Genomic DNA, 21732 nt, shown 5'->3' with positions numbered 1-21732 from the left:
ATTGGCATTAACTTCACCATCTGCGACATTGCTAATTTTCTTATTACCAGCATTAACACCTGATTTAGTTACACTTGGACCACCAGTAATAGTCAAACCATCTGTATTTAAAACAGTATCACCTGCTGTTACATTACCTACAGCATTAACATTGGTCACATTAATTGTTTTATTTAAATTAAATGTCACATTATCGTCTGTTGCATTTTTGGTAATTTGAATATTGCCATCGGTGTTATTCAAATCAACTGTTTCACCTGGTGCAACATTACTGCTATTGGTACCATTAGCTGTTAAATTCCAGCCTTTATTAGCCACCTTTTTCACATCATTCAATTGTGAAACATTCACTGCATCTTTATCATCGGTACCTGCTTCAACACCAGTGATTTTTTGGTTGCCTGCATTAATGCCTGATTTAGTTACACTTGGCCCACCATTAACAGTTAAACCATCATTGTTGATAGTCGTATCGCCTGCTTTGACGCTAGTAACGTTAAGCACTTTGTTTAACTTAACTTGAACACCATTAGGTTTCGCTTCAGTCGTAATATTATCATCACCTGTAATTTCAACTTCATCGCCCAATTTTTTCACATTTGATTTGCTGCTATCACCAGTGAATGTTAAACCTTTTGTAGTAACCGTTGTATTTGCATCTACACCTTGTTTGATCTCATCTTTTGTTTTTTTAGATAAATCAAGATGATAGTTAGTTACAGAAGCATCTCCAACATTTTGGGCACCTTTATTTTCTACAGTTAACGCATCGGTTGTCGTTACATTTGCAGAGGTATCTACACTATCTACTTTATAAATAGTTTGCCCATTTGCACCGGTTTCTGACGTAACACTTGTATTTTTACCCGCCTTAACTTCTGTTTTAGCTGCATTTAACTGAGAAACATTGACTGCATCACTTGAAGCTGTTCCATTTGCTACATTGGTGATTTTCTTATCACCAGCATTAACCCCTACATCTTTATCGATTGAAATAGGACCAACATCAACATGGTCAAAACTTACCTTATTACTTGTTGCAATAGTAAAATCCTTACCATTTTGAGAAATAGATATATTTTTACCATCAATAAATTTAACAGTATTGCCAGCCTTAACAGCTTCTTTGGTATTGTCATTTGCAACGACATTCCAATAAGTATTATTGATTGCTTCTGCAACAGAAGTTGCTGTCACTGGAGCATCCCCGTTAGCTGGTGTATTAACTTGTCCATCGTTACCAGCAGAAATCGTGGTTGTATTCACATCCACTTTGAAGGTTTTTACTCCATTCACATCTCGGCTACTTGCGGTCGTATTCTTGCCATGTTCAATATCAACCAAACCTTTAATCACATTTTTGCCATCAGGGTTAATATTATCTAGGCTTTGATTTGCGGCATTATCAATTTTATTTTTCGTTGCAGTATCAATTTTTACTTCAATGCCATTTGCTTTAGCTTCTGTTTGCAAACCATTTGTACCAGTAATATTTAAACTCTGGGTAGCTAGATTCACTGAGCCAGTACCAGAATTGCCTGCGGTATTTAAGTTAATCGCATTAATTGCTGTATTTACTGCATCACCCGTAACAACTTTATTATCGCCGGCAACAACCGTATTAGATTTATTTAATCTAAATACAATATTATCTGTATCTGCAGCACTCGTGATATCTGTACCATCACCTTTGATAGCGAGTGAATCACCTAATTTTTTCGTAGTACTTCCAGTATTACCTGTAAATGTAATTGGTTTATTACGTACACTATTAATTGCATCTACAACATCACCAGCATTTGCAATCGCATTTCTATTTGGAGTAGACGCATTACTTTGTGCATCAGAAGAAATTGTCGTCGTATTTACATTAAACGTCACATCCGTTCCATTTGCTGTTTTCGTTACAACTGCGGTTGTTTGTGCGCCATTTTTAAAATTAACTACATTATTATTGTTAATTCTCGCTTTAGAAGCATTATTTTCTAATACATTAAAACCACTGTTGTTTAGTACCGTGTAAAGTTGAGAACCGTTTACAGCATCCGTTGACGTAGATGAAAGACGCCCTGCTGCTACATTATGGATTTGGCGCTCTTCTCCGGTCTTACCAACAGAAAAAGCTCCCTTTAACGTAGATGAGTTTGCCGCAAATCTAATCGTTGTATCCGCACCGGCAGCATCTTTAAATGTCGCAGTTGAAGATGTTGCATCAAATGCATTTGCTCCTGCTTGAGAATGAGAACCTAAAGCAACAGAATGTTCTACAGCAGCATTAGACTGTTCCCCTATTGCAATAGAATGTCCGCCTGATGCATTTGAACTTAAACCAAATGCCATAGAGGAATCACCACTAGCACTACTTGCACCACCCATCGCAATAGTATTGTCTCTGCTACCAATCGCGTTAGTACCAAAAGCTAATGCGTTTATCCCCGAAGCATTAGCATTAGTACCTAAAGCTATTGAGTTTACTGCTGAGGTTTTAGCATTCCACCCTAATGAAATAGCATTAGGTTGGCTGGCTTGTGAATTTAAACCCACAGCAATGCCACGATCAGCTGTTGAACTTGCATTAGGTCCAATCGCAATCGCATCTGCTGCACTCGCCCCATCATTATTGCGGTTTTGTGCTACACTAGACTTCACAGAAAAATAACGAATTTTTTCTAATGAACTGAGAACTCCATACAATTGAGAACCATTAATTGCATCAGTAGAATTTGAAGATATGTCACCTGGCGCAACGTTAATTAACTGACGCTCATAGCCTTTTGAACCAAAAGAAACTACATCACCGGCATCAACGGTTGCTCCACCAGCCCACTTATAAGTTTCACCTAAAATAGTACGAGTCGCATAGGCTCTTCCTACGTTGTCAGTGACAGAAGCCGTACCGATAGCAACGGAATTGAGCTTATTAGCTTTAGCTCCTACGCCAAGAGCTACTGAACCAAATGCTGTAGCTTTAGATTTAGTCCCCAATGCAGTAGATAAATCAGCTGTCGCTTCAGATTGAACACCGAGTGCAACAGACGCTTCACCAGATACTGTATCCTTATATGAGAAGGCATTCATAGTATCCCCTGTCATTCGATTATAGATTTCTCGAAGGGTTTTATTATTTAGATCATACTCTCCAGTTTTCACACCAGTGTCGTTATAATCTATAAATTTATCAGCCCCCACATATCTTTTCGAACCGGCCTGATCAAGATCGTCACCACCAATAGCAACTGAGGAATTACCATCTGCTCGAGTGTTTCCCCCAATAGAGATTGATTGATCGCCCTTAGCCCAAGCACTTAAGATTCGACTTCCAGGAGTTATACTCCCACCAGAAGAACCAATCGCAATAGACTGATTGACTCGACGATCATCTTGTCCAACCTGCGCTCCAGCACCAATAAGAATATTATAGTTTCCAGCGGTCGAACCTAGAGTACCGGCACCCTTACCAATTGCAATACCATTTATATACGGGTTTTTAGCACTGTTTCCTACTGTGATAGTATCATAGCTCGTTGCAGTTGAATTACTATCACCAATAGCAATGCCAGTAGAATGAACATTACTATCGACCACGCCTCCAGCAACAAATCTAGCTTGTACTTGGGAAGCGCCCCCCATCATACACATGGTAAAAATGGATAATTTAAAAAGGTTTACCACGTTTGACTTTTTCATTTCTGAGCTGAGCTTTCCTCTATTTCTTGCGAGTTCAGAAACTACTACAAAAGATTGAGTCACATTATTCCAAATAATTTTAAAAACTTTGTTCATAAAAAATCACCAATATAAAGTTAAAGAAGGAAATTGAATATATGTATAAATTTTCAACAAAAATAAACGTTCGTATTATAAGGTAATTAAACTTAAGAGCAAGACATCGTTAGGTAATAATTAAACAAAAAATTCTCCCCCACATCAAAACATACCCTTTTAGAGGTATTTTATTTGGAAATGTTGATCAACCTCAAATTTTTGAAAAAAAACCGTATAAAAACTACTGCTTTTTGGTATCTTATGCTTGCGTTGAGCTATTTTTATGAGTGAATTCAAAAGCTTAATAGGAATTGTTCGCATTTAAAATTGTTTTTTTATTCTTTCCTAATGGAGTGATTATCGTGAACGCATTGAGAAAAAGCCTTGTTTTGGCCACTTCTTTCGCAGCTTTAGGTGTGTATAACTCAGCGATGGCTGAAATGGTATACAAGCCTGTTGAACAACCTGTGGAAGCACCAAACCCTAATTTAAAAATCGAAGCAGTGAATGAAAAATTTGCTGAGAAATATCCTAGCCAATTCAATTCGTGGAAAGCGACTGAAAAAGGCGACAAAATCATCTATGCTAATGAACAAGATCCTCGTTTAATCGTGTTATGGGGGGGCTATTCTTTCGCAAAAGAATATAACGCACCTCGTGGTCACATTTATGCAGTAGAAGATGTACGTAATATTTTACGTACTGGTGCGCCCAAAAATGCAAATGATGGCCCACAACCAATGGCATGTTGGACTTGTAAAGGTCCAGACGTTCCTCGTTTAATTGCAGAATGGGGTGAAGATGGTTACTTTGGTGCCAAATGGGCTAAAGGTGGACCAGAAATTGTCAACTCGATCGGTTGTGCTGACTGTCACGATACGACCTCTAAAGACTTTGCTGAAGGCAAACCTGCATTACGTATTGCTCGTCCACACGTTCTTCGTGCATTAGATCACTTAAATAATGCACTTCAAGCAAAAGCAAAAGCTGAAGGTAAAGAACAAGCTAACTTAAGCTTTAACACAGCTGCTCGCACTGAAAAACGTGCTGAAATCTGTGCAAACTGTCACGTTGAATACTACTTCGCGGGCGACTTAAACCAAGTAACCTTCCCGTGGAACAATGGTCAAACTGTTGATGACATCGAAAAATACTACGATGATATCGGCTTCAGTGACTGGACTCACTCTCTTTCTAAAGCACCAATGTTAAAAGCTCAACACCCTGACTTTGAAATTTGGTCTTTAGGTATGCACGGTAAAAACGGCGTAACTTGTATCGACTGTCACATGCCTAAAGTACAAGGTAAAGACGGTAAAGTTTACACCGACCACCAAATCCAAAACCCATTCGATGCATTTGATACCACATGTGCAAACTGTCACGATCAAAGTAAAGAAAAACTTAAAGATATCGTTGCTTCACGTAAAAAAGAAGTGAAAGATGTAATGGGTCGTTTAGAAGATCAAGTTGTTCGTGCTCACTTTGAAGCGAAAGCGGCATGGGATGCAGGTGCAACTAAAGAAGAAATGGAACCTGCTTTAATGGATATCCGTCACGCTCAATGGCGTTGGGACTACGCAGCAGCAAGTCACGGTGGTCACATGCACGCACCTGATGTAATGCTTCGCGTATTAGGTTCTGGTATCGATAAAGCAGCGGATGCACGTGCTAAACTTGCAGCAATCTTAACTAAACATGGCGTGAAAACTCCGGTTGAAGTACCAGATATTTCTACAGCTGATAAAGCATGGAAAGTAATGGGTATTGATATCGAGAAAGAACGTAAAGCGAAAAAAGAATTCTTAGAAACTGTTGTACCTCAATGGGTAAAAGAAGCGAAAGCCAATGGCAAATTAGCTGAAGATACCGCAACAAAACAATAAAAAAAGAACCGCACTTTGTAACTAAAGTGTCGAAGTGCGGTCATTTTTAACCATATATTTGAGGTAATCAGAATGAATTTAACTTCTTTAATCAGCAAATCGGCAAAATCCCTTGCATTGCTTGCAATGCTTGTGGCAATGCCAATGGCTGCTAGTGCGGAAGAGATGGCAAAAACACCTGCCTCTCAACTCACTTATGAGCCACAATTGGATAACCAACGTGATCCAAACCAATATTGTGCAAAATGTCACAAATTTGACCAAGTTGATAAAAACCAAACTTTAGATCAATCTGGTGGTGAATTACACTTTGGTAAATTCCACGGCGCACACTTAAATCAAAAAAGCCCTAACACAGGTAAACCAATTAACTGTGTAAACTGTCACGGTAATATTTCGGAAGATCACCGTCGTGGTGCAAAAGATGTGATGCGTTTTGATGGCGATATCTTTGGTGATAAAAAACCAATGTATACCGCGCAAGAACAAAACCAAGTTTGTTTTGCTTGTCACCAACCTGCAAAACTTCGTGAAAAACTTTGGGCGCACGATGTTCACGCAATGAAATTGCCTTGTGCAAGCTGCCACACATTACACCCGAAAGATGATGCGATGAAAGGTATTCAACCGAAAAATCGTGTGAAACTTTGTGTAGATTGCCACGGCGAACAACAAAAACGCAAAGCGGCAAAAGACGCACAATCACAAACGCAATCAACCGAACAAAAGGATAAATAATGACAGCTTGTTCACGCCGAAACTTTGTTTCCGGCATGGGGGCATTAATCCTTATGACGGGGACATCAGTTACCTCTTTAGCGAAAGAGGAAAAGGCGGATAAACCGAAACGCTATGCAATGGTACACGACGAAACAGCTTGTATCGGCTGTACCGCTTGTATGGATGCTTGTCGTGAAACAAACCACGTTCCTGAAGGCGTTTCACGTTTGGAAATTCTCCGTAGTGAACCTTACGGCGAATTCCCAAATCAAGAATACGAGTTTTTCCGTCAATCTTGCCAACACTGTACAAACGCCCCTTGCGTGGCAGTTTGTCCAACCGGTGCATCATTTATTGATCCTGAAACAGGTATCGTAGATGTGCATAAAGATCTTTGTGTAGGTTGCCAATACTGTGTTGCAGTTTGTCCTTACCGCGTACGTTTCATTCATCCAGTACACCGTACTGCGGATAAATGTAACTTCTGTCGCGATACAAACTTAGCAGCTGGCAAACAACCTGCTTGCGTAGAAGCTTGTCCAACCAAAGCATTAACCTTTGGTGATATGAATGATCCAAGCAGTGCAGTTTCCCGCAAAGTGAAAGAAAATCCGGTTTATCGCACTAAAGTGGAATTAGGTACTCAACCAAATCTTTACCATATTCCATTCCAACACGGGGAGCCAAGAAGATGACATTAGATTATCCTGTTCCGTTTCACACACCTAATTTGGTGTGGGATTCAACAATCGCTATCTATTTGTTCTTACTTGGTATTTCTTCCGGTGCGGTACAATTAGCGATTGCTTATAAACGTAGTAACAAATTAGAAAATCCAAGCAAAAACTGGATTATCCGAGCAGCCGCCGTTTTAGGTTCTGTGCCAACATTAATTGGTTTAACCCTATTAATTTTCCACTTGGCACGTCCTTGGACATTCTGGAAATTGATGTTTAACTATCAATTCAACTCTGTAATGTCTATGGGGGTAATGTTATTCCAAGTTTATATGCTGTTCTTGGTATGTTGGTGTGCCGTTATCTTCAAAGAAGATATCATGGCACTTATCCAACGTTTTATGCCAAAACTTGGTTTTGTCGGTAAAATTATCAATGTATTAGAACGTTTAACTGGTCCTGTAGAAATCATTCTCTTCATCTTAGCCGCTGTGCTAGGGGCTTATACCGGTTTCTTACTATCAGCATTGATCAGTTACCCAATGTTAAATAACCCTGTTCTACCAGCGTTATTCTTGGCTTCAGGTACCTCTTCCGGTATCGCTGCAACCTTCTTATTTATCCTTATCGCAGGTAAATTAAAAGGTGATAGCCATGAATCACACTTCATTCACAAATTCGAAGTGCCAATTATGGTAACTGAACTTGGTTTATTAATCTGCTTCTTTGTTGGTCTACACTTTGGTGGCGGTCAGAAAGTAGTTGCATTACACAATGCACTTTCCGGCTTCTGGGGGGCTGTATTCTGGATTGGGGTATTCTTAATTGGTATCATCATTCCTCTACTTGCTAACCTTGCAGCAAAAGACAGCTTAAAATACAACAAGAACTTTATTATCCTTGTGTCAATCTTCGACTTAATCGGGGTTCTCTGCTTACGTTACTTCATCTTGTATGCAGGACAACTTACCGTTGCGTAAGGATAAATTTCTTATTTAATCAAAAGGCGTATACAATACGCCTTTTGTTTATTTAGAAGGCTAAAGTGCGGTTAATTTTACGTATGTTTTTCATGCTTAAAATCAACCTCATTTTGTAAAATACAACCTTTAATACTGAAGAATACTATGCTTCCCGAACTCGGATTTCTCTCATTACTCTTTGCTACCACCGCGGCGCTCTTACTTTCCATCGTGCCGCAAATTGGTATTTGGCGAAATAAACCCACTCTCACTAATACAGCTTGGGGATTAAGCTATTGCTTCGGTATTTTTACAAGCGTATCCATCGGTATTCTCGCCTACTCTTTTGCGACAGATGATTTCACATTGGAATACGTGGCAGCACATTCTAATTCCCAATTACCAACATTTTTCAAAGTCGCCGCCACCTGGGGCGGACATGAAGGCTCCATTTTATTTTGGCTTTTCACATTAAGTCTTTGGTTAGTGGCTTTTGCCTTTTTCTCTCGTAAAAATGACCGCACTTTTGCTGCTCAAACCCTCTCTTTACTCGGCTTAATTTGTCTTGGGTTTACTATTTTCATTTTGTTCTACTCCAATCCATTTGGACGTGCATTCCCAGCTCCTGCGGAAGGGCGAGATCTCAACCCAATGCTGCAAGATATTGGCTTAATTTTCCACCCGCCGCTTTTATATGTCGGTTATGTGGGCTTTGCCGTTAACTTCGCTATGTCCATTTCAGCCTTAATCTTTAATCGTTCTGCACAAGCGATCGCGCGTGCTATGCGAGCTTGGGTGCTCGTTTCTTGGTTATTCTTAACCTTAGGGATCGTGCTCGGTGCATGGTGGGCATATTACGAATTAGGCTGGGGTGGTTGGTGGTTCTGGGACCCTGTAGAAAATGCCTCGCTTATGCCATGGTTATTGGGACTTGCACTTTTACACAGCTTGATGGTGACTGAAAAACAAGGGATGTTTAGCTACTGGACAACACTCTTTTCCCTACTCGCTTTTGCATTCAGTGTATTAGGCACATTTATTGTTCGTTCAGGTGCATTAACCTCCGTTCACGCCTTTGCTTTAGATAGCTCCCGTGGTTATGTGCTATTACTCATTTTCTTCTTACTGACTGTCGGCTCGCTCAGTTTATTTGCGCTACGCACAAATACCAACGAAAGTGCGGTCAAATTTCCGCTTATTTCTAAAACCGGAGCGATTTTAGGCTTAAACATCGTATTGACCGTGGCAACCGTCAGCACATTCTTAGGCACTTTCTATCCAATGCTATTCCAAGCCATGAATTGGGGAAGTATTTCTGTGGGCGCGCCTTACTTTAATAGTATTTTCTTGCCATTGCTCACGTTAGTGCTTTTTGCCATGGCGGGCACTCTTTGCTTAGGCTGGTTTAAAACCGATAAGAAACACTTTTTCAAACGCTTGTTATTACTTATTCCAGCTGCAGTAATTGCTTATGGCATGATTTGGAATGCGCTGCAGAATGACAGTGCGTTACGTTTCCATTTCTTCGCTTATATATTACTTACCCTCGCTATTTGGGTATTATTCGTCACCTTATGGCAAAATTGGGCAAAAGTAAGACTGGCCTATTTCGGGATGATTCTCGCACACTGCGGCGTGGCTATTGCCACAATGGGCGCTGTAATGAGTAGTTACTTTGGCAGTGAATTAGGTGTTAGACTCGCGCCACAACAAAGCCAACAATTAGGTCAATTTGAATTCCACTACGATCGTTTTTCCAATGAAATTGGACCAAACTTTACCGCCGAAGTCGCTTTCTTTAGTGTGTCAAAACAAGGTAAACCTTACGCTGAAATTGTACCGGAACGCCGCTACTATGATGTTCGCACCATGACCATGAGTGAAGTAGGGTTAGATGCTAGCTTTTGGGGCGATTTATATATTGTAATGGGCGATAACTTAGGCAAAGGCGAATTCACATTCCGTTTACATTACAAACCGCTTATTCGCTGGTTATGGCTCGGGGGCATTTTAATGGCACTTGGCGCATTATGTTCAGTCATCAATTTGAAGAGAAAACGCGATGAATAAAAAGTTTATTTTGTTTTTACCACTGATTTTATTATTGAGCGTTTGCTTACTACTTTTTGTTGGTTTACATAAAGATCCAAAACAAATTGCCTCTGCGCTCATTAATAAGCCCGTGCCGGAATTCTATCAAGCAAATTTGCTTGAACCCAGTCAAATCGTCAGCCCAAGAGATTTCCCCCAAAAGCCTTTCCTGCTTAATGTTTGGGGAAGTTGGTGTGGCTATTGCCAACAAGAACACCCTCTCTTGATGGAAATTTCAAAAGAAGTGCCCATTGTTGGCATCGACTATCGTGACAAGCCTCAAAATGGCATTGCGATGCTAGAACGCATGGGCAATCCATTTATACTTACCATTGACGATAGCCGTGGTGAATTTGCGATGCAATTAGGCGTAGATGGTGCACCAGAAACCTATGTTGTCGATGAGCACGGCATGATCCGTTATCGTCATTCTGGCTATATGGATCGTGAAACGTGGCTTACCGAAATCAAACCAAAACTTGATGAATTAACTAAAAAGTAAAATGAAAAAATTAACCCGATTTTTGACCGCACTTTTACTGACTTTCACCCTTTTTGCTCACGCAGAAATGGTGGATACCTATGCGTTTAAAAACCAAGCCGATCGTACTCGTGCTATTGAACTGGCAAAATCCTTACGTTGCCCACAATGTCAGAATCAGAATTTAGTTGAGTCCAATTCGCCGATTGCTTATGACTTACGTATTGAAGTCTATAAAATGGTAGATGAAGGAAAAACGAATCAGCAAATTATCGACACGATGACAGCACGTTTTGGTAATTTCGTGAACTATAAGCCCCCTTTCCAATGGAATACCGCACTACTCTGGCTATTGCCTATCTTGCTATTAATTGGTGCTTTTGCGTTGATTTTGTTTTCCACTAAAAAATCAGAAGACGCCCCTAAACCACTTGAAAATCAACCTCATACAGCGCCTAAAGAAGAAAAAAGTGCGGTTAAATTTGAAACAAAATCCGCCATTTGGGTCTTTGCAATCTTATTGATCCTTCCTTTAAGTTATTACTTATCCCTTGATCGTTTTGAGCGCGTTCAACAAGGCGAAAAAGAGATGGTTGAGCTTGCTAATAAAAAAGCCGATACATCAATGGTGCATCAAAAAGAAGATATGGTGCTCAAAATTCAAAATAAAATTCGAGAAGATGTGAATAACCCTGAGCTTTGGGCTCAGCTAGGTGATGCCTATATGCAAAATGATGAATTTGATCATGCACTTATTGCCTATGGCAATGCAGAAAAAATTTCAGGCACAACACCCGCTATTTTAGGCCTCAAAGCGACTGCTCTTTATTATCAAGCAGGTCAAAATATCACACCACAAATCCAGCAAATAATGGATGAGGCGTTAAAACAAGATAAACATGAAATATCAGTGATAACATTATTGGCAACTGAAGCTTTTAAAAATCATGAAGCTGAAAAAGCCAAAGCTTATTGGCAGCAATTATTAGATTCAGGTAATGCAGCCGTGGATCGCCGTACTGTTATCCAACGAATCAAAATGATAGACTATTTTGAAAAAGGACAAACCTCACAATAAGCTATGTCTCATTATTCAGAAAATATCATTATTGGAGCCGGTGCTGCCGGCTTATTTTGTGCCGCACAGTTAGGAAAGCTGGGCAAACAAGTCACAATTTTTGATAACGGTAAAAAAATTGGTCGAAAAATTTTAATGTCTGGCGGTGGGTTCTGTAATTTCACCAATATGGAAATCACATCTGGCCGTTATATCAGCCAAAACAAACACTTCGTGAAATCTGCCTTAAAACGTTATACACAATGGGATTTTATTGCTTTAGTCGCCGAGTATGGCATTCCTTACCATGAAAAAGAGTTAGGACAGCTATTTTGTGATAACGGTGCAGAAGATATCGTGAAGATGCTCGGAACGGAATGTGACAAATACGGTGTCAACATTCAACTACGAAGCGAAGTGAGTGATGTTGAAGCCGTTGAAAACACCCCTAAAGTGCGGTTTAAATTAAAGGTAAATGCGGTTGAATGGCAATGCCAGAATTTGATTATTGCTACGGGCGGGCTCTCCATGCCTGGCTTGGGTGCTTCGCCTTTTGGCTATCAAATTGCAGAACAGTTTGGATTAAATGTGATTCCTCCGCGAGCAAGTCTTGTGCCATTCACATGGCGAGAAAGTGACAAATTCTACTCGGCACTCTCTGGTGTTTCATTAGATGTGGCGGCGACGAATCAGCACAAAACCTTTACTCATCAAATGCTGTTCACCCATCGTGGCTTATCAGGCCCTGCTATTTTACAAATATCCAATTATTGGCAACCTGGTGAAAGCATTCATTTGGATTTATTGCCTTATAACAACATTCGTCATCACTTAGATGAGATGCGTCAATCTTCGCCAAAATTGCAATTAAAAACCGTATTAAGTCGCTTATTACCAAAAAAATTAGTCGAGCTTTGGTTAGAACAAGGCTTGATTCAAGACGAAGTGATCGCAAACTTAAGTAAAGTGCGGTTAGAAAATCTAGAGAATTTAATCCACAACTGGCAATTTATTCCTAATGGCACTGAGGGCTACCGTACAGCTGAAGTCACGATGGGCGGTGTTGATACCCATGAGATTTCATCCAAAACTATGGAAGCCACTAAGATTAAAGGCCTATATTTTATTGGCGAGGTACTGGATGTTGTCGGCTGGTTAGGTGGTTATAACTTTCAATGGGCATGGAGTTCGGCTGCCGTTTGTGCTATGGGGATTGCTGAAGGCTAATAATTCTCTGCATTAATTATTTTCATCATAAATGAAAAAATCATTACTTTGATCGTGAAATATCCTTACGTTAAAATCAGCATACGAAAATAAAAAGAAGGATATAAACATGACATCAAAAACACTCCCCTTCCACGCTGATACAGTCGGCTCATACTTACGTTCTCAACCTTTAAAAGAAGCCCGTGCAAAATTTGCAACAGGCGAAATTTCTCGTGAACAATTAACGGAAGTTGAAGATCAAGAAATTGCTAAATTGGTACAAGCTCAGTTAGATGCAGGTATTCAAGTCATCACTGATGGGGAATATCGCCGTGCGTTTTGGCACATCGATTTCTTAGAAAACCTAAATGGCATCGAAGGTTATCACCCTGAACATGGTTATAAATTTAATGGCGTGGAAACTAAACCTTATAATACTCGCTGCTGTGGTAAAGTATCTTGGAATCCAAACCACCCATTTATCGAACATTTCAAAAAATTAAAAGACATTGTTGGGGATCGCGGCGTCGTAAAATATACCATTCCAAGTCCGAATCAATTAATGTATCCAATTCAATGGGATACGGGCGTTTATGCTACACGTGCAGAATTTGCCAAAGATGTTCAACAAGCTTATAAAGATGCGATCAAAGCCTTCTATGATGCAGGTTGCCGTTATTTACAATTTGATGATGTGTATTGGGGTTCACTCTGTAACAATCACCTAAAACCAGAATTTGAAGCAGATAAAGCACAAGCGCTTGAAAATATTCAAGTTGTATTAGCCGCTAAACCAGCAGATATGGTTATCACCACGCACGTTTGCCGTGGCAACTTCCGTTCAACTTATTTATTAACTGGTGCATACGATCCTATTGCGGATGCGTTATTTGGCCAAACCCAATACGATGGCTACTTCCTGGAATATGATGATGAACGTTCTGGTGGGTTTGAACCATTAAAACACTTTGCCAATAATCCACACAAAGGCCGTGTTGTATTAGGCTTAATCAGTTCAAAATTCCCTGAATTAGAAGATAAAGCGGCTATTAAAGCTCGCATTAAAGAAGCGACGCAATATGTTCCACTTGAACAGCTTTGCTTAAGCCCACAATGTGGTTTTGCGTCAACTGAAGAAGGAAATATCATGACGGAAGCACAGCAATGGGCAAAAGTCCGTTATGTTGAAGAAATTGCCAAAGAAGTATGGGGTGAAGATTAATTCTTTTCATATCTGATGTTAAAAACACACTGTTTTTTAACCGCACTTTTATAATCTGAGTGCGTAGCAATACGCTCTTTTTTACTGCTTCCTTTCAACAAATAAAAAAGCTGATGTAATTTACATCAGCTTTTTCATTATCAATTTATCACTAGATTTGCGTTAAATCGACGTTTTTAGTTTCTTTTGAGGCTAATAATGCTAACAAGGTTAAGAATGCATTAATGGCTAAATAAATCCCTACACCCATTAAGCCATAAAGTGCATTGATTTTTAATGAAATCATTGCCGCAATAGTGGCCCCGATAATCGATGCAATATTGTAGGCTAAAGAAGCACCAGAATAACGTACTTCCGTTGGGAATAATTCAGGCAATAACGCCGCCATTGGGCCAAATGTCATGCCCATTAATGCCATACCAATTACTAAGAAAGCAAATACAGAAGTTGGTGTACCGTTTCCAAGGAATAATGGCATACATAATGCAAAAATTAAGATGCTGACCGTTGTCCAAATCAACCATTTACGACGACCGATTTTATCTGCATAAAGACCTGAAATGCTGATAAAAATCGCAAAAACGATCGCACTCATTAAAAGTAATCCCGTGAAGGTATTGGCAGGAATGCCTAACCCCATAGGATAGCCCGCTTCTGAAAGGGTTGCCGGTGTACGAGAATACGCTTGAGCAAAGGCAGTCATAATATAGAACAAGGAATAAGTCGCCACCATAATAAAGGTACCAATCACCATCGGTTTAAAGTGTTTAGTAAATACCACACTCACCGGTGCTTTTAATTTTTTCCCTTTTTCTTCCGCTTCAACGAAGACATGGCTCTCATGTAAAGTTAAACGAACATACAACCCAACTAAAACTAAGGCTAAAGAAGAAACAAACGGGATACGCCATGCCCACTCAACAAGGGCTTGCTGCCCCCAGAAATAGCTCACTAAGAAGAAGGTTGCATTAGCCACAAATAAACCTATTGGCGCACCTAATTGAGGGAATGTACCATACCAAGCACGTTTTCCTTCTGGCGCATTTTCTGTTGCGACTAGCGCTGCGCCACCCCATTCACCACCAAGGCCGATACCCTGACCGACTCGGCAAATACATAACAAAATCGGTGCCCAAATACCAATTTGAGAATAAGTCGGCAATAAACCGATAACGACCGTAGAGCCGCCCATTAAAACCAAAGAGGCGACCAAGGTTTTCTTACGACCAATCTTATCACCAAAGTGCCCAAATAAAGCTGAGCCAATTGGACGAGCAAAGAACGCTAAGGCTAACGTAGAAAGAGAAAGTAAATCATCTGAAAGCGGATCGCCGCTATGGAAGAATTGCGTGTTAAAAACTAATACTGCCGCAGCGGCATAGATATAATAATCGAAGAATTCAATTGCGGTACCCACCATGGATGCTAAAGCAACCTTAAGTGGATCATTACGAAGTTGTGAGGACATTTTGCTTCCTTAAGAGTCAAATAAAATGAAAGGGCTAAATCCTAGCATTTCTCTTAAGGTTGAGCAATTTTTAATACGATATTTTCTATTTTTTCAGCAAAATATGTCGGGTTTTCTAAATGGGCATTATGACCAGCATCAGGAATAATCGTTAAATCAAGTTGATTATCCTCTGCCATCTGGCGAAACTTCTGATCTCGTTCACCACAAAAATAAAAAAATGGCAGCAAACTTGACCGCACTTTCTCTCGAAAATCAGGCTGTTTAGCAAGACTAGTAGCTAATAACATTCGGCCAATATTTGGCCCACAATTGGCTTTTCGCTTTTCAATTAATGCTTTGCGTTGCGGTTCATTTAAATGAGAAAAGACAGGTTGTTGATACCAGTCTTCGAGCACGGTTTCAGGCTTTTCATGGAAAAAACGCTCAGCCCACATGTTGTCATTGACTAGACGGCTTTGTTTTTCTTGTTCAGATTGTAAACCTAAATTTGCCCCTTCTAAAATGACTGCCTTTAAATGCCCTATTTTCACTCTAGCTTGCAGTGCATAATATTGTGCGATTCGTCCACCAAGTGAATAACCAATTAAGATATAAGGCTCATCTTTTATGAGATGTTGAATTTGTTCTTCAAGGCACTGAGCGGTTTGCTCAAAATCTTCAACGGCAACAGCTTTATTCTCTCCATGAAAGGGTAAATCGAGAGAGAGACAACGAAAGTGCGGTAGATTTTCGATGACTTTTTGCCAATCTGATTTTGTACCTAATAAGCCATGAAGAAAAACAAGATTCATCATAATAATGCCATATAAAGAAATCCCCTCTATATAAGAGGGGAAAAAAATTATTCACCAATCACCGCGTGGCTGATTTGTTCAATCAAGCGCTTATAAGTTGCGCTGCCATCACTTGGGTTTGTTTTGATTTCAATTAATGTCGCACGGCGGCGAGTATAAGCTTGTTTTAACACGGAGCTTAAATCTGCCCAAGTGTAAGGTAAGGCATATTTTAAACCAAACATTGCGGCGACTTGAGAGAAATCGCCATTATGTGGCAAGCGATAAAACTGCTCTTTCACCTCTTCATCCACTGGCAACATATCAAAGATTGCGCCACCATTATTGTTAATCACAAAAATAATGGTCGGTTGAGTGACATTCTTAAATAAGGCTAAAGAGTTTAAATCATAAAGCGTAGACGTATCGCCAATCATCGCCACCACTGGTTGATCGGCACCGATACCGATACCTGCAGCTGTTGCTAATAAGCCGTCAATCCCACTTGCACCACGATTGGTGAAAATCGGATACCCTTCAGGTAATTTAGTTAACGCATCAACCAAACGTACAAAAAGACTGTTTCCTAAGAACAAAATACCGTTGTAAGGTAAAACACGCTCAATATGATGGGCTAATGAGGCTTCGTTAAGATTGCCACCGACTTGTTGTTCGATAAAGGTTGCACAGAATTTTGAAAGCGCCAGAGGTTCGAGCAACCAAGGCTTTTGACGCAATGGCGGGTGTGCACGCAACCAATGATGAGCTTTGGCGTTAAAGCGAGTTTGCGTATGGTGGTTTGGATCAACTGCATTTTGACTTTGCTCCACCACCCAAAATTCGCCTTGGAATTCCGCTAAGAATTGGTTAATACGTTTACTAATAAAACGAGAACCAAATTGAATCACGATATCAGCTTGAAGTAATTTTTGCTTCACTGTTTGGTTTGCCAGCCAAATATCCGCATAAGGCATAAGCGGTTCTACACCTGATTGAATATCCGTAAGCAAAATCCACCCCATGGTATTTGCCCATGCGTTAATGCCCATTGCTTGTTCAGGCGTTAATTGTCCTGCCACAATGACACCACGTTTCGTACGCCAAGTATCCCAATTCTCGTGCATCAACACTTCTTGTTGTAATGGCTGATAATCAACCCAATTTTTAGGCTGACTTAACCAACGTTGAATTGGCATTAACCACGGATGGCCGTCAATTTCTTGTTCTTGCGCATTATAAAGTGGCTCTGCAAAAGGTACATTAATATGTACCACGCCTAGTTGTTGTTTTTGTTTATAGCAAGCTTGTTCTAACGTAGAAATTAACCATTTCGCCGCATAATCTGCTTGAGGCTTCGGTAGATTGACACTTGCCACTGGGTAATCAGCAAACATATTTTGTTGCACGATAGCTTGATTCGCACCACATTCCCATAATTCAGGTGGACGATCAGCGGTAAGAATAATTAAATTCACGCCTGTTTGACGAGCTTCGATAATCGCTGGATATAAATTTGCTGCAGCTGTGCCCGAGGTGACAATCACGGCAACAGGTGCTTGCGTGGATTTTGCAATCCCCAACGCAAAAAAGCCTAAGCCTCGTTCATCAAAATGACTATGGCACGTTGCACGAGAAGCATTTTGTAAACGCACAGCTTCTAGCGTTAAAGGTGTTGAACGTGAACCAGGCGCAATACAAAAGTGACTCACGCCTTGGCGAACCAAGGTTTCTAAGATCACCTTTGACCAACAACGATTAAATACGCTTACAGACATTCTTCTTATTCTCCGTTATTCTCTGCAAACAGGGAAATCAGCCCTGCCGCTTTACGTTCAATTTCTAACCACTCTTCTACAGGTTGTGAGCCTTCCACAATACCGGCACCAGCAAATACACGTACTTGGTTTTCTTCAATAAAAGCCGAACGAATGGTGACACAAAATTCTGATAGATGTTTACTCATCACACCTAATGTTCCAGCATACCAACGACGATCAAAGGTTTCTATTTCAGCCAAAGCTTTCTTCGCTTGCTGCTGCGGTAAACCTGATACCGCTGCCGTTGGATGAATCGCCTTCAGTAAATCGGCATCCGTACAAAGTGCGGTTAATTTTGCTTGCATTTTTCGAATCAAATGCTGCACTTTGCGTAATGACTTTAATGCGACATCATCAACGGTAATTTGTTCCACTAAGTGACTGATATTTTGTGAAATATCTTCAACCACCAACCAGTTTTCATTGAGGTTTTTTTCATCATTTAATAACCAATTCGCACGTTCATTATTTTCACTTGGATTATCACTAACAGGTGCAGTGCCCGCAAGCGCCTCCGTAAATAACTGACGATCATCACGTGCAAACAGGCGCTCAGGTGTCGAACCCACAAAACAGTTTTGGCCGTTATCTGCCCATAGAAAATGGTAACAACCGCTATTTTTGGCTTGGCTTGCAGCAAGAAAATCTTTTCCGTTTAACTCGCCCTGAATATGAAACACCGTTTCATTTGCTAAGACGAGCTTGGTTAATTCCCCTTGTCGAATTCGAGTGAGCGCTTGATTGACCCAATCACACCACGTGCCTTGATTCGCTTTTGGCTCTACGTTTTCAATGGTTAATTGATTGAGCGGTAAAAGTGCGGTCAGTTTTTCAAATGAATTCAGAACCGCTTTTGCCGATTCAGGCTCATTTGTTTCAACAAAAACAGAAACTACTGTCTCACCATTTTGCTGTTCAATTAAAACTTGAGGCAAAATAAACTGACTTTCACCTTGGAACTGTAAACCGCCCACCAAAGGGAAATCGTGCTCTTGAATAAATTGCTGTGCCAAATTCACATCTGAAAATGACCGCACTTTCCCCACCGCTGCGACGGTTTTATCTTCATCACGAAAACGTAAATAAAATTGTGGATAAACAAACTGCCCTTTCATCCATGCCAAAAGATCAACACCCAATTTCATCTTCGTCTGAAGACGTACAATAGCGGATTGCTGATCAGTTGTCGCCAAGGTTTCAAACTGGCGAATTAGCTCAGATTTAGCTTGTTCTAAAGGGCCCATGAAAAATAATAAAACACACAAAAAATTAGCCTGTATTCTACCGCACTTTAATACATTCAAAAAATTTTTTTATTAAATCTTTTCAAGATAAGAATTTAAGCGTAAATTAGACGTAATTTTTGAATGAAAATCTAATTATCATAGGATGTTATTAATGCGCTCATTTCCAAAATCAGACAAATTAGAACACGTTTGCTACGATATTCGCGGACCGGTTCACAAAGAAGCTTTACGCCTAGAAGAAGAAGGCAACAAAATCTTAAAACTGAATATCGGTAACCCTGCCCCATTTGGCTTCGAAGCGCCAGATGAAATTTTAGTGGATGTCATCCGCAACTTACCTTCTGCACAAGGTTATTGTGACTCTAAAGGCTTGTATTCTGCACGTAAAGCTATCGTGCAATACTACCAATCCAAAGGTATTCATGATTCAACGGTAAACGATGTGTACATCGGGAATGGTGTGTCTGAATTGATTACCATGTCAATGCAAGCCCTTCTTAATGATGGTGATGAAGTATTAGTCCCAATGCCAGATTATCCGTTATGGACGGCTGCGGTGACGCTTTCTGGCGGAAAAGCGGTACATTATTTATGTGATGAAGAAGCGGGTTGGTTCCCTGCTATTGATGATATTCGCGCGAAAGTCAATGCCAAAACTAAAGCTATCGTGGTAATCAATCCAAATAACCCGACTGGTGCGGTATATAGCAAAGCATTACTCGAAGAAATTATCGAGGTTGCACGTGAAAATAATCTGATTATTTTTGCGGATGAAATTTATGACAAAATTCTCTACGATGGTGCTGTCCACCACCATATCGCCGCCCTTGCACCAGATGTACTAACGATTACATTCAATGGTTTATCAAAAGCGTATCGTGTTGCAGGTTTCCGTCAAGGTTGGATGATTTTAAATGGGCCAAAACAACATGCAAAAGGCTATATTGAAGGCTTAGATATGCTGGCGTCTATGCGTTTATGCGCAAACGTACCAATGCAGCATGCGATTCAAACCGCATTAGGTGGCTATCAAAGCATTAATGAATTTATTCAACCTGGCGGTCGTTTACTTGAGCAACGTAATAAAGCCTACGAGTTGCTCACTCAAATCCCTGGTGTTAGCTGCGTAAAACCAATGGGGGCAATGTATATGTTCCCGAAACTCGACATCAAAAAATTCAACATTCACAGTGATGAAAAATTTGTACTCGATTTACTACGCAAAGAGAAAGTGCTTTTAGTACATGGTAAAGGCTTTAACTGGCACTCACCGGATCACTTCCGTGTAGTGACACTTCCTTATACCGGTCAATTAGAAGAGGCAATTGGCAAATTGGCACGTTTCTTAGAAACCTATCGTCAATAATAGAAAAAGAGCGGTTAATTAACCGCTCTTTTTTATTTCATGATTCATAACTAAGCCCAAAAATAGCGCACCACATGGAAAAAAATTGGTGCAGAGAAACAAAGCGAATCCATACGATCTAAAATACCACCATGTCCACTGATCATATTCCCCCAGTCTTTCACGCCCATACTGCGTTTCATTGCTGACATCACGAGCCCCCCTAAGAATCCCATTAAGCAAATTAACAGACTCATTAAAAAAGCTTGCCATGCGTTAAATGGTGTCATCCAATGAAGCAGCATACCTAATAAACTTGCGCTTAATACCCCGCCAACAAAACCTTCTACCGTTTTAGATGGCGATAAGGTTGGCGCAATTTTATGCTTACCGAAGAGTTTACCCCAAACGTATTGCAACACATCACTTGACTGTACTACCAAGATTAAGAAGATCATTAATAAAAGATTTTTTCCTTCATAACCAGAGATATCAAGGGTCAATAAAGCGGGAATATGTGAAATACAGAATACACTAATCATCAATGCCCACTGAATTTTCGTTGATCGGTCTAAGAAATGTGCCGGATCGCCGAGTAATGCCGACAGAATCGGTAAAAATAAGAAACCATACACGGGAATAAAAATCGTGAACATGCTAAACCAATCAATGGCGACTAAAAAATATTGCAATGGCAAGATCACATAAAAACAAGCGGCTAGCGCAAGATGATCGCCTCGACGAATATTCAATAGAGAAAGAAACTCACGCAATCCCATAAATGAAATAATCAAAAAGAGCCCAATTACGCCATAAAAGCCCAATAAACTCGCAATAAAGATAATCCCAATCATCACCCACCAAGCATTGATGCGAGCATTCAGGTTATCAATAACGCTATTCGGTGTATCCACGCCAGCTCTGCGTTTTAAAATATATCCCACTGAGGAAGCAAAAATTAAGGCGATAAATAAACCACCGAAGAGTTGCCATATTTCTGTCATCATTT

16 protein-coding genes are annotated in these 21732 nt (G+C 40.2%); 10 read left to right on the top strand and 6 right to left on the bottom strand.

The features are described from left to right. A partial coding sequence (locus tag HMPREF3263_RS03725; RefSeq protein WP_005697889.1) for an ESPR-type extended signal peptide-containing protein occupies positions 1-3783 on the bottom strand: 3783 nt, incomplete at its 3' end. A gap of 344 nt (positions 3784-4127) precedes the next feature. On the opposite strand from HMPREF3263_RS03725, the gene nrfA reads away from it, so the two are divergent. From nrfA to HMPREF3263_RS03680, 9 genes are all read left to right on the top strand, one after another. Beyond that, positions 4128-5651 carry an ammonia-forming nitrite reductase cytochrome c552 subunit gene (gene nrfA / locus HMPREF3263_RS03720; protein ID WP_176747770.1) on the top strand — a complete coding sequence of 508 codons (1524 nt, stop codon included), beginning with the start codon at positions 4128-4130 and terminating at the stop codon, positions 5649-5651. A gap of 72 nt (positions 5652-5723) precedes the next feature. Further along, entirely contained in the window at positions 5724-6389 is a 666-nt protein-coding gene (nrfB, locus tag HMPREF3263_RS03715) for a cytochrome c nitrite reductase pentaheme subunit (RefSeq protein WP_005695544.1), read from the top strand. Then, on the top strand, positions 6389-7066 hold the full coding sequence (nrfC, locus tag HMPREF3263_RS03710; RefSeq protein ID WP_005695543.1) for a cytochrome c nitrite reductase Fe-S protein: 678 nt from the start codon (positions 6389-6391) through the stop codon (positions 7064-7066). The genes nrfB and nrfC overlap by 1 nt, the downstream gene beginning before the upstream one ends. Then, positions 7063-8028 (top strand): cytochrome c nitrite reductase subunit NrfD, encoded by a 966-nt coding sequence (gene nrfD, locus HMPREF3263_RS03705; RefSeq protein ID WP_005697900.1) that lies wholly within the window; start codon positions 7063-7065, stop codon positions 8026-8028. The genes nrfC and nrfD overlap by 4 nt, the downstream gene beginning before the upstream one ends. Before the next feature lie 147 nt (positions 8029-8175). Then, a complete protein-coding gene (nrfE, locus tag HMPREF3263_RS03700; RefSeq protein ID WP_070852984.1) occupies positions 8176-10080 on the top strand; it encodes a heme lyase NrfEFG subunit NrfE in 1905 nt (634 codons plus the stop codon). Beyond that, positions 10073-10603 carry a DsbE family thiol:disulfide interchange protein gene (locus HMPREF3263_RS03695; protein WP_070852983.1) on the top strand — a complete coding sequence of 177 codons (531 nt, stop codon included), beginning with the start codon at positions 10073-10075 and terminating at the stop codon, positions 10601-10603. Before nrfE ends, HMPREF3263_RS03695 begins: the two co-directional genes overlap by 8 nt. Position 10604: 1 nt before the next feature. Continuing rightward, positions 10605-11660: a heme lyase NrfEFG subunit NrfF gene (gene nrfF / locus HMPREF3263_RS03690; protein ID WP_070852982.1), complete on the top strand. Its 1056-nt coding sequence runs from the start codon at positions 10605-10607 to the stop codon at positions 11658-11660. Between the two features lie 3 nt (positions 11661-11663). After that, positions 11664-12866 carry a BaiN/RdsA family NAD(P)/FAD-dependent oxidoreductase gene (locus HMPREF3263_RS03685; protein WP_070852981.1) on the top strand — a complete coding sequence of 401 codons (1203 nt, stop codon included), beginning with the start codon at positions 11664-11666 and terminating at the stop codon, positions 12864-12866. A 109-nt stretch (positions 12867-12975) separates the two neighbouring features. Further along, positions 12976-14070, top strand: coding sequence for a 5-methyltetrahydropteroyltriglutamate--homocysteine S-methyltransferase (locus tag HMPREF3263_RS03680; protein WP_070852980.1), 1095 nt, complete (start codon positions 12976-12978; stop codon positions 14068-14070). Between the two features lie 151 nt (positions 14071-14221). On the opposite strand, the gene HMPREF3263_RS03675 is transcribed toward HMPREF3263_RS03680, so the two are convergent. The 4 genes from HMPREF3263_RS03675 to HMPREF3263_RS03660 are packed head-to-tail and all read right to left on the bottom strand — an operon-like array spanning position 14222 to position 19375. Beyond that, complete coding sequence (locus HMPREF3263_RS03675; protein WP_049384511.1) at positions 14222-15538, bottom strand: MFS transporter; 1317 nt, start codon at positions 15536-15538, stop codon at positions 14222-14224. A 53-nt stretch (positions 15539-15591) separates the two neighbouring features. Further along, positions 15592-16335, bottom strand: coding sequence for a 2-succinyl-6-hydroxy-2,4-cyclohexadiene-1-carboxylate synthase (menH, locus tag HMPREF3263_RS03670; RefSeq protein ID WP_070852979.1), 744 nt, complete (start codon positions 16333-16335; stop codon positions 15592-15594). A 47-nt stretch (positions 16336-16382) separates the two neighbouring features. Continuing rightward, on the bottom strand, positions 16383-18089 hold the full coding sequence (menD, locus tag HMPREF3263_RS03665; RefSeq protein ID WP_070852978.1) for a 2-succinyl-5-enolpyruvyl-6-hydroxy-3-cyclohexene-1-carboxylic-acid synthase: 1707 nt from the start codon (positions 18087-18089) through the stop codon (positions 16383-16385). A gap of 5 nt (positions 18090-18094) precedes the next feature. Next, on the bottom strand, positions 18095-19375 hold the full coding sequence (locus tag HMPREF3263_RS03660) for an isochorismate synthase (protein WP_083327584.1): 1281 nt from the start codon (positions 19373-19375) through the stop codon (positions 18095-18097). A 154-nt stretch (positions 19376-19529) separates the two neighbouring features. On the opposite strand from HMPREF3263_RS03660, the gene HMPREF3263_RS03655 reads away from it, so the two are divergent. After that, entirely contained in the window at positions 19530-20744 is a 1215-nt protein-coding gene (locus HMPREF3263_RS03655; RefSeq protein ID WP_032822871.1) for a pyridoxal phosphate-dependent aminotransferase, read from the top strand. 50 nt (positions 20745-20794) lie between these two features. On the opposite strand, the gene HMPREF3263_RS03650 is transcribed toward HMPREF3263_RS03655, so the two are convergent. Further along, positions 20795-21727: a phosphatidate cytidylyltransferase gene (locus HMPREF3263_RS03650; protein WP_176747772.1), complete on the bottom strand. Its 933-nt coding sequence runs from the start codon at positions 21725-21727 to the stop codon at positions 20795-20797. Positions 21728-21732: the final 5 nt, after the last annotated feature.

The organism is Haemophilus sp. HMSC61B11 (genome assembly GCF_001838615.1).
In the GTDB taxonomy this organism is placed as follows: Bacteria; Pseudomonadota; Gammaproteobacteria; order Enterobacterales; family Pasteurellaceae; genus Haemophilus_D; species Haemophilus_D parainfluenzae_AD.
The sequence above is the reverse complement of the archived record's forward strand: the minus strand, read 5'-3'. Positions and strand labels throughout refer to the sequence as shown.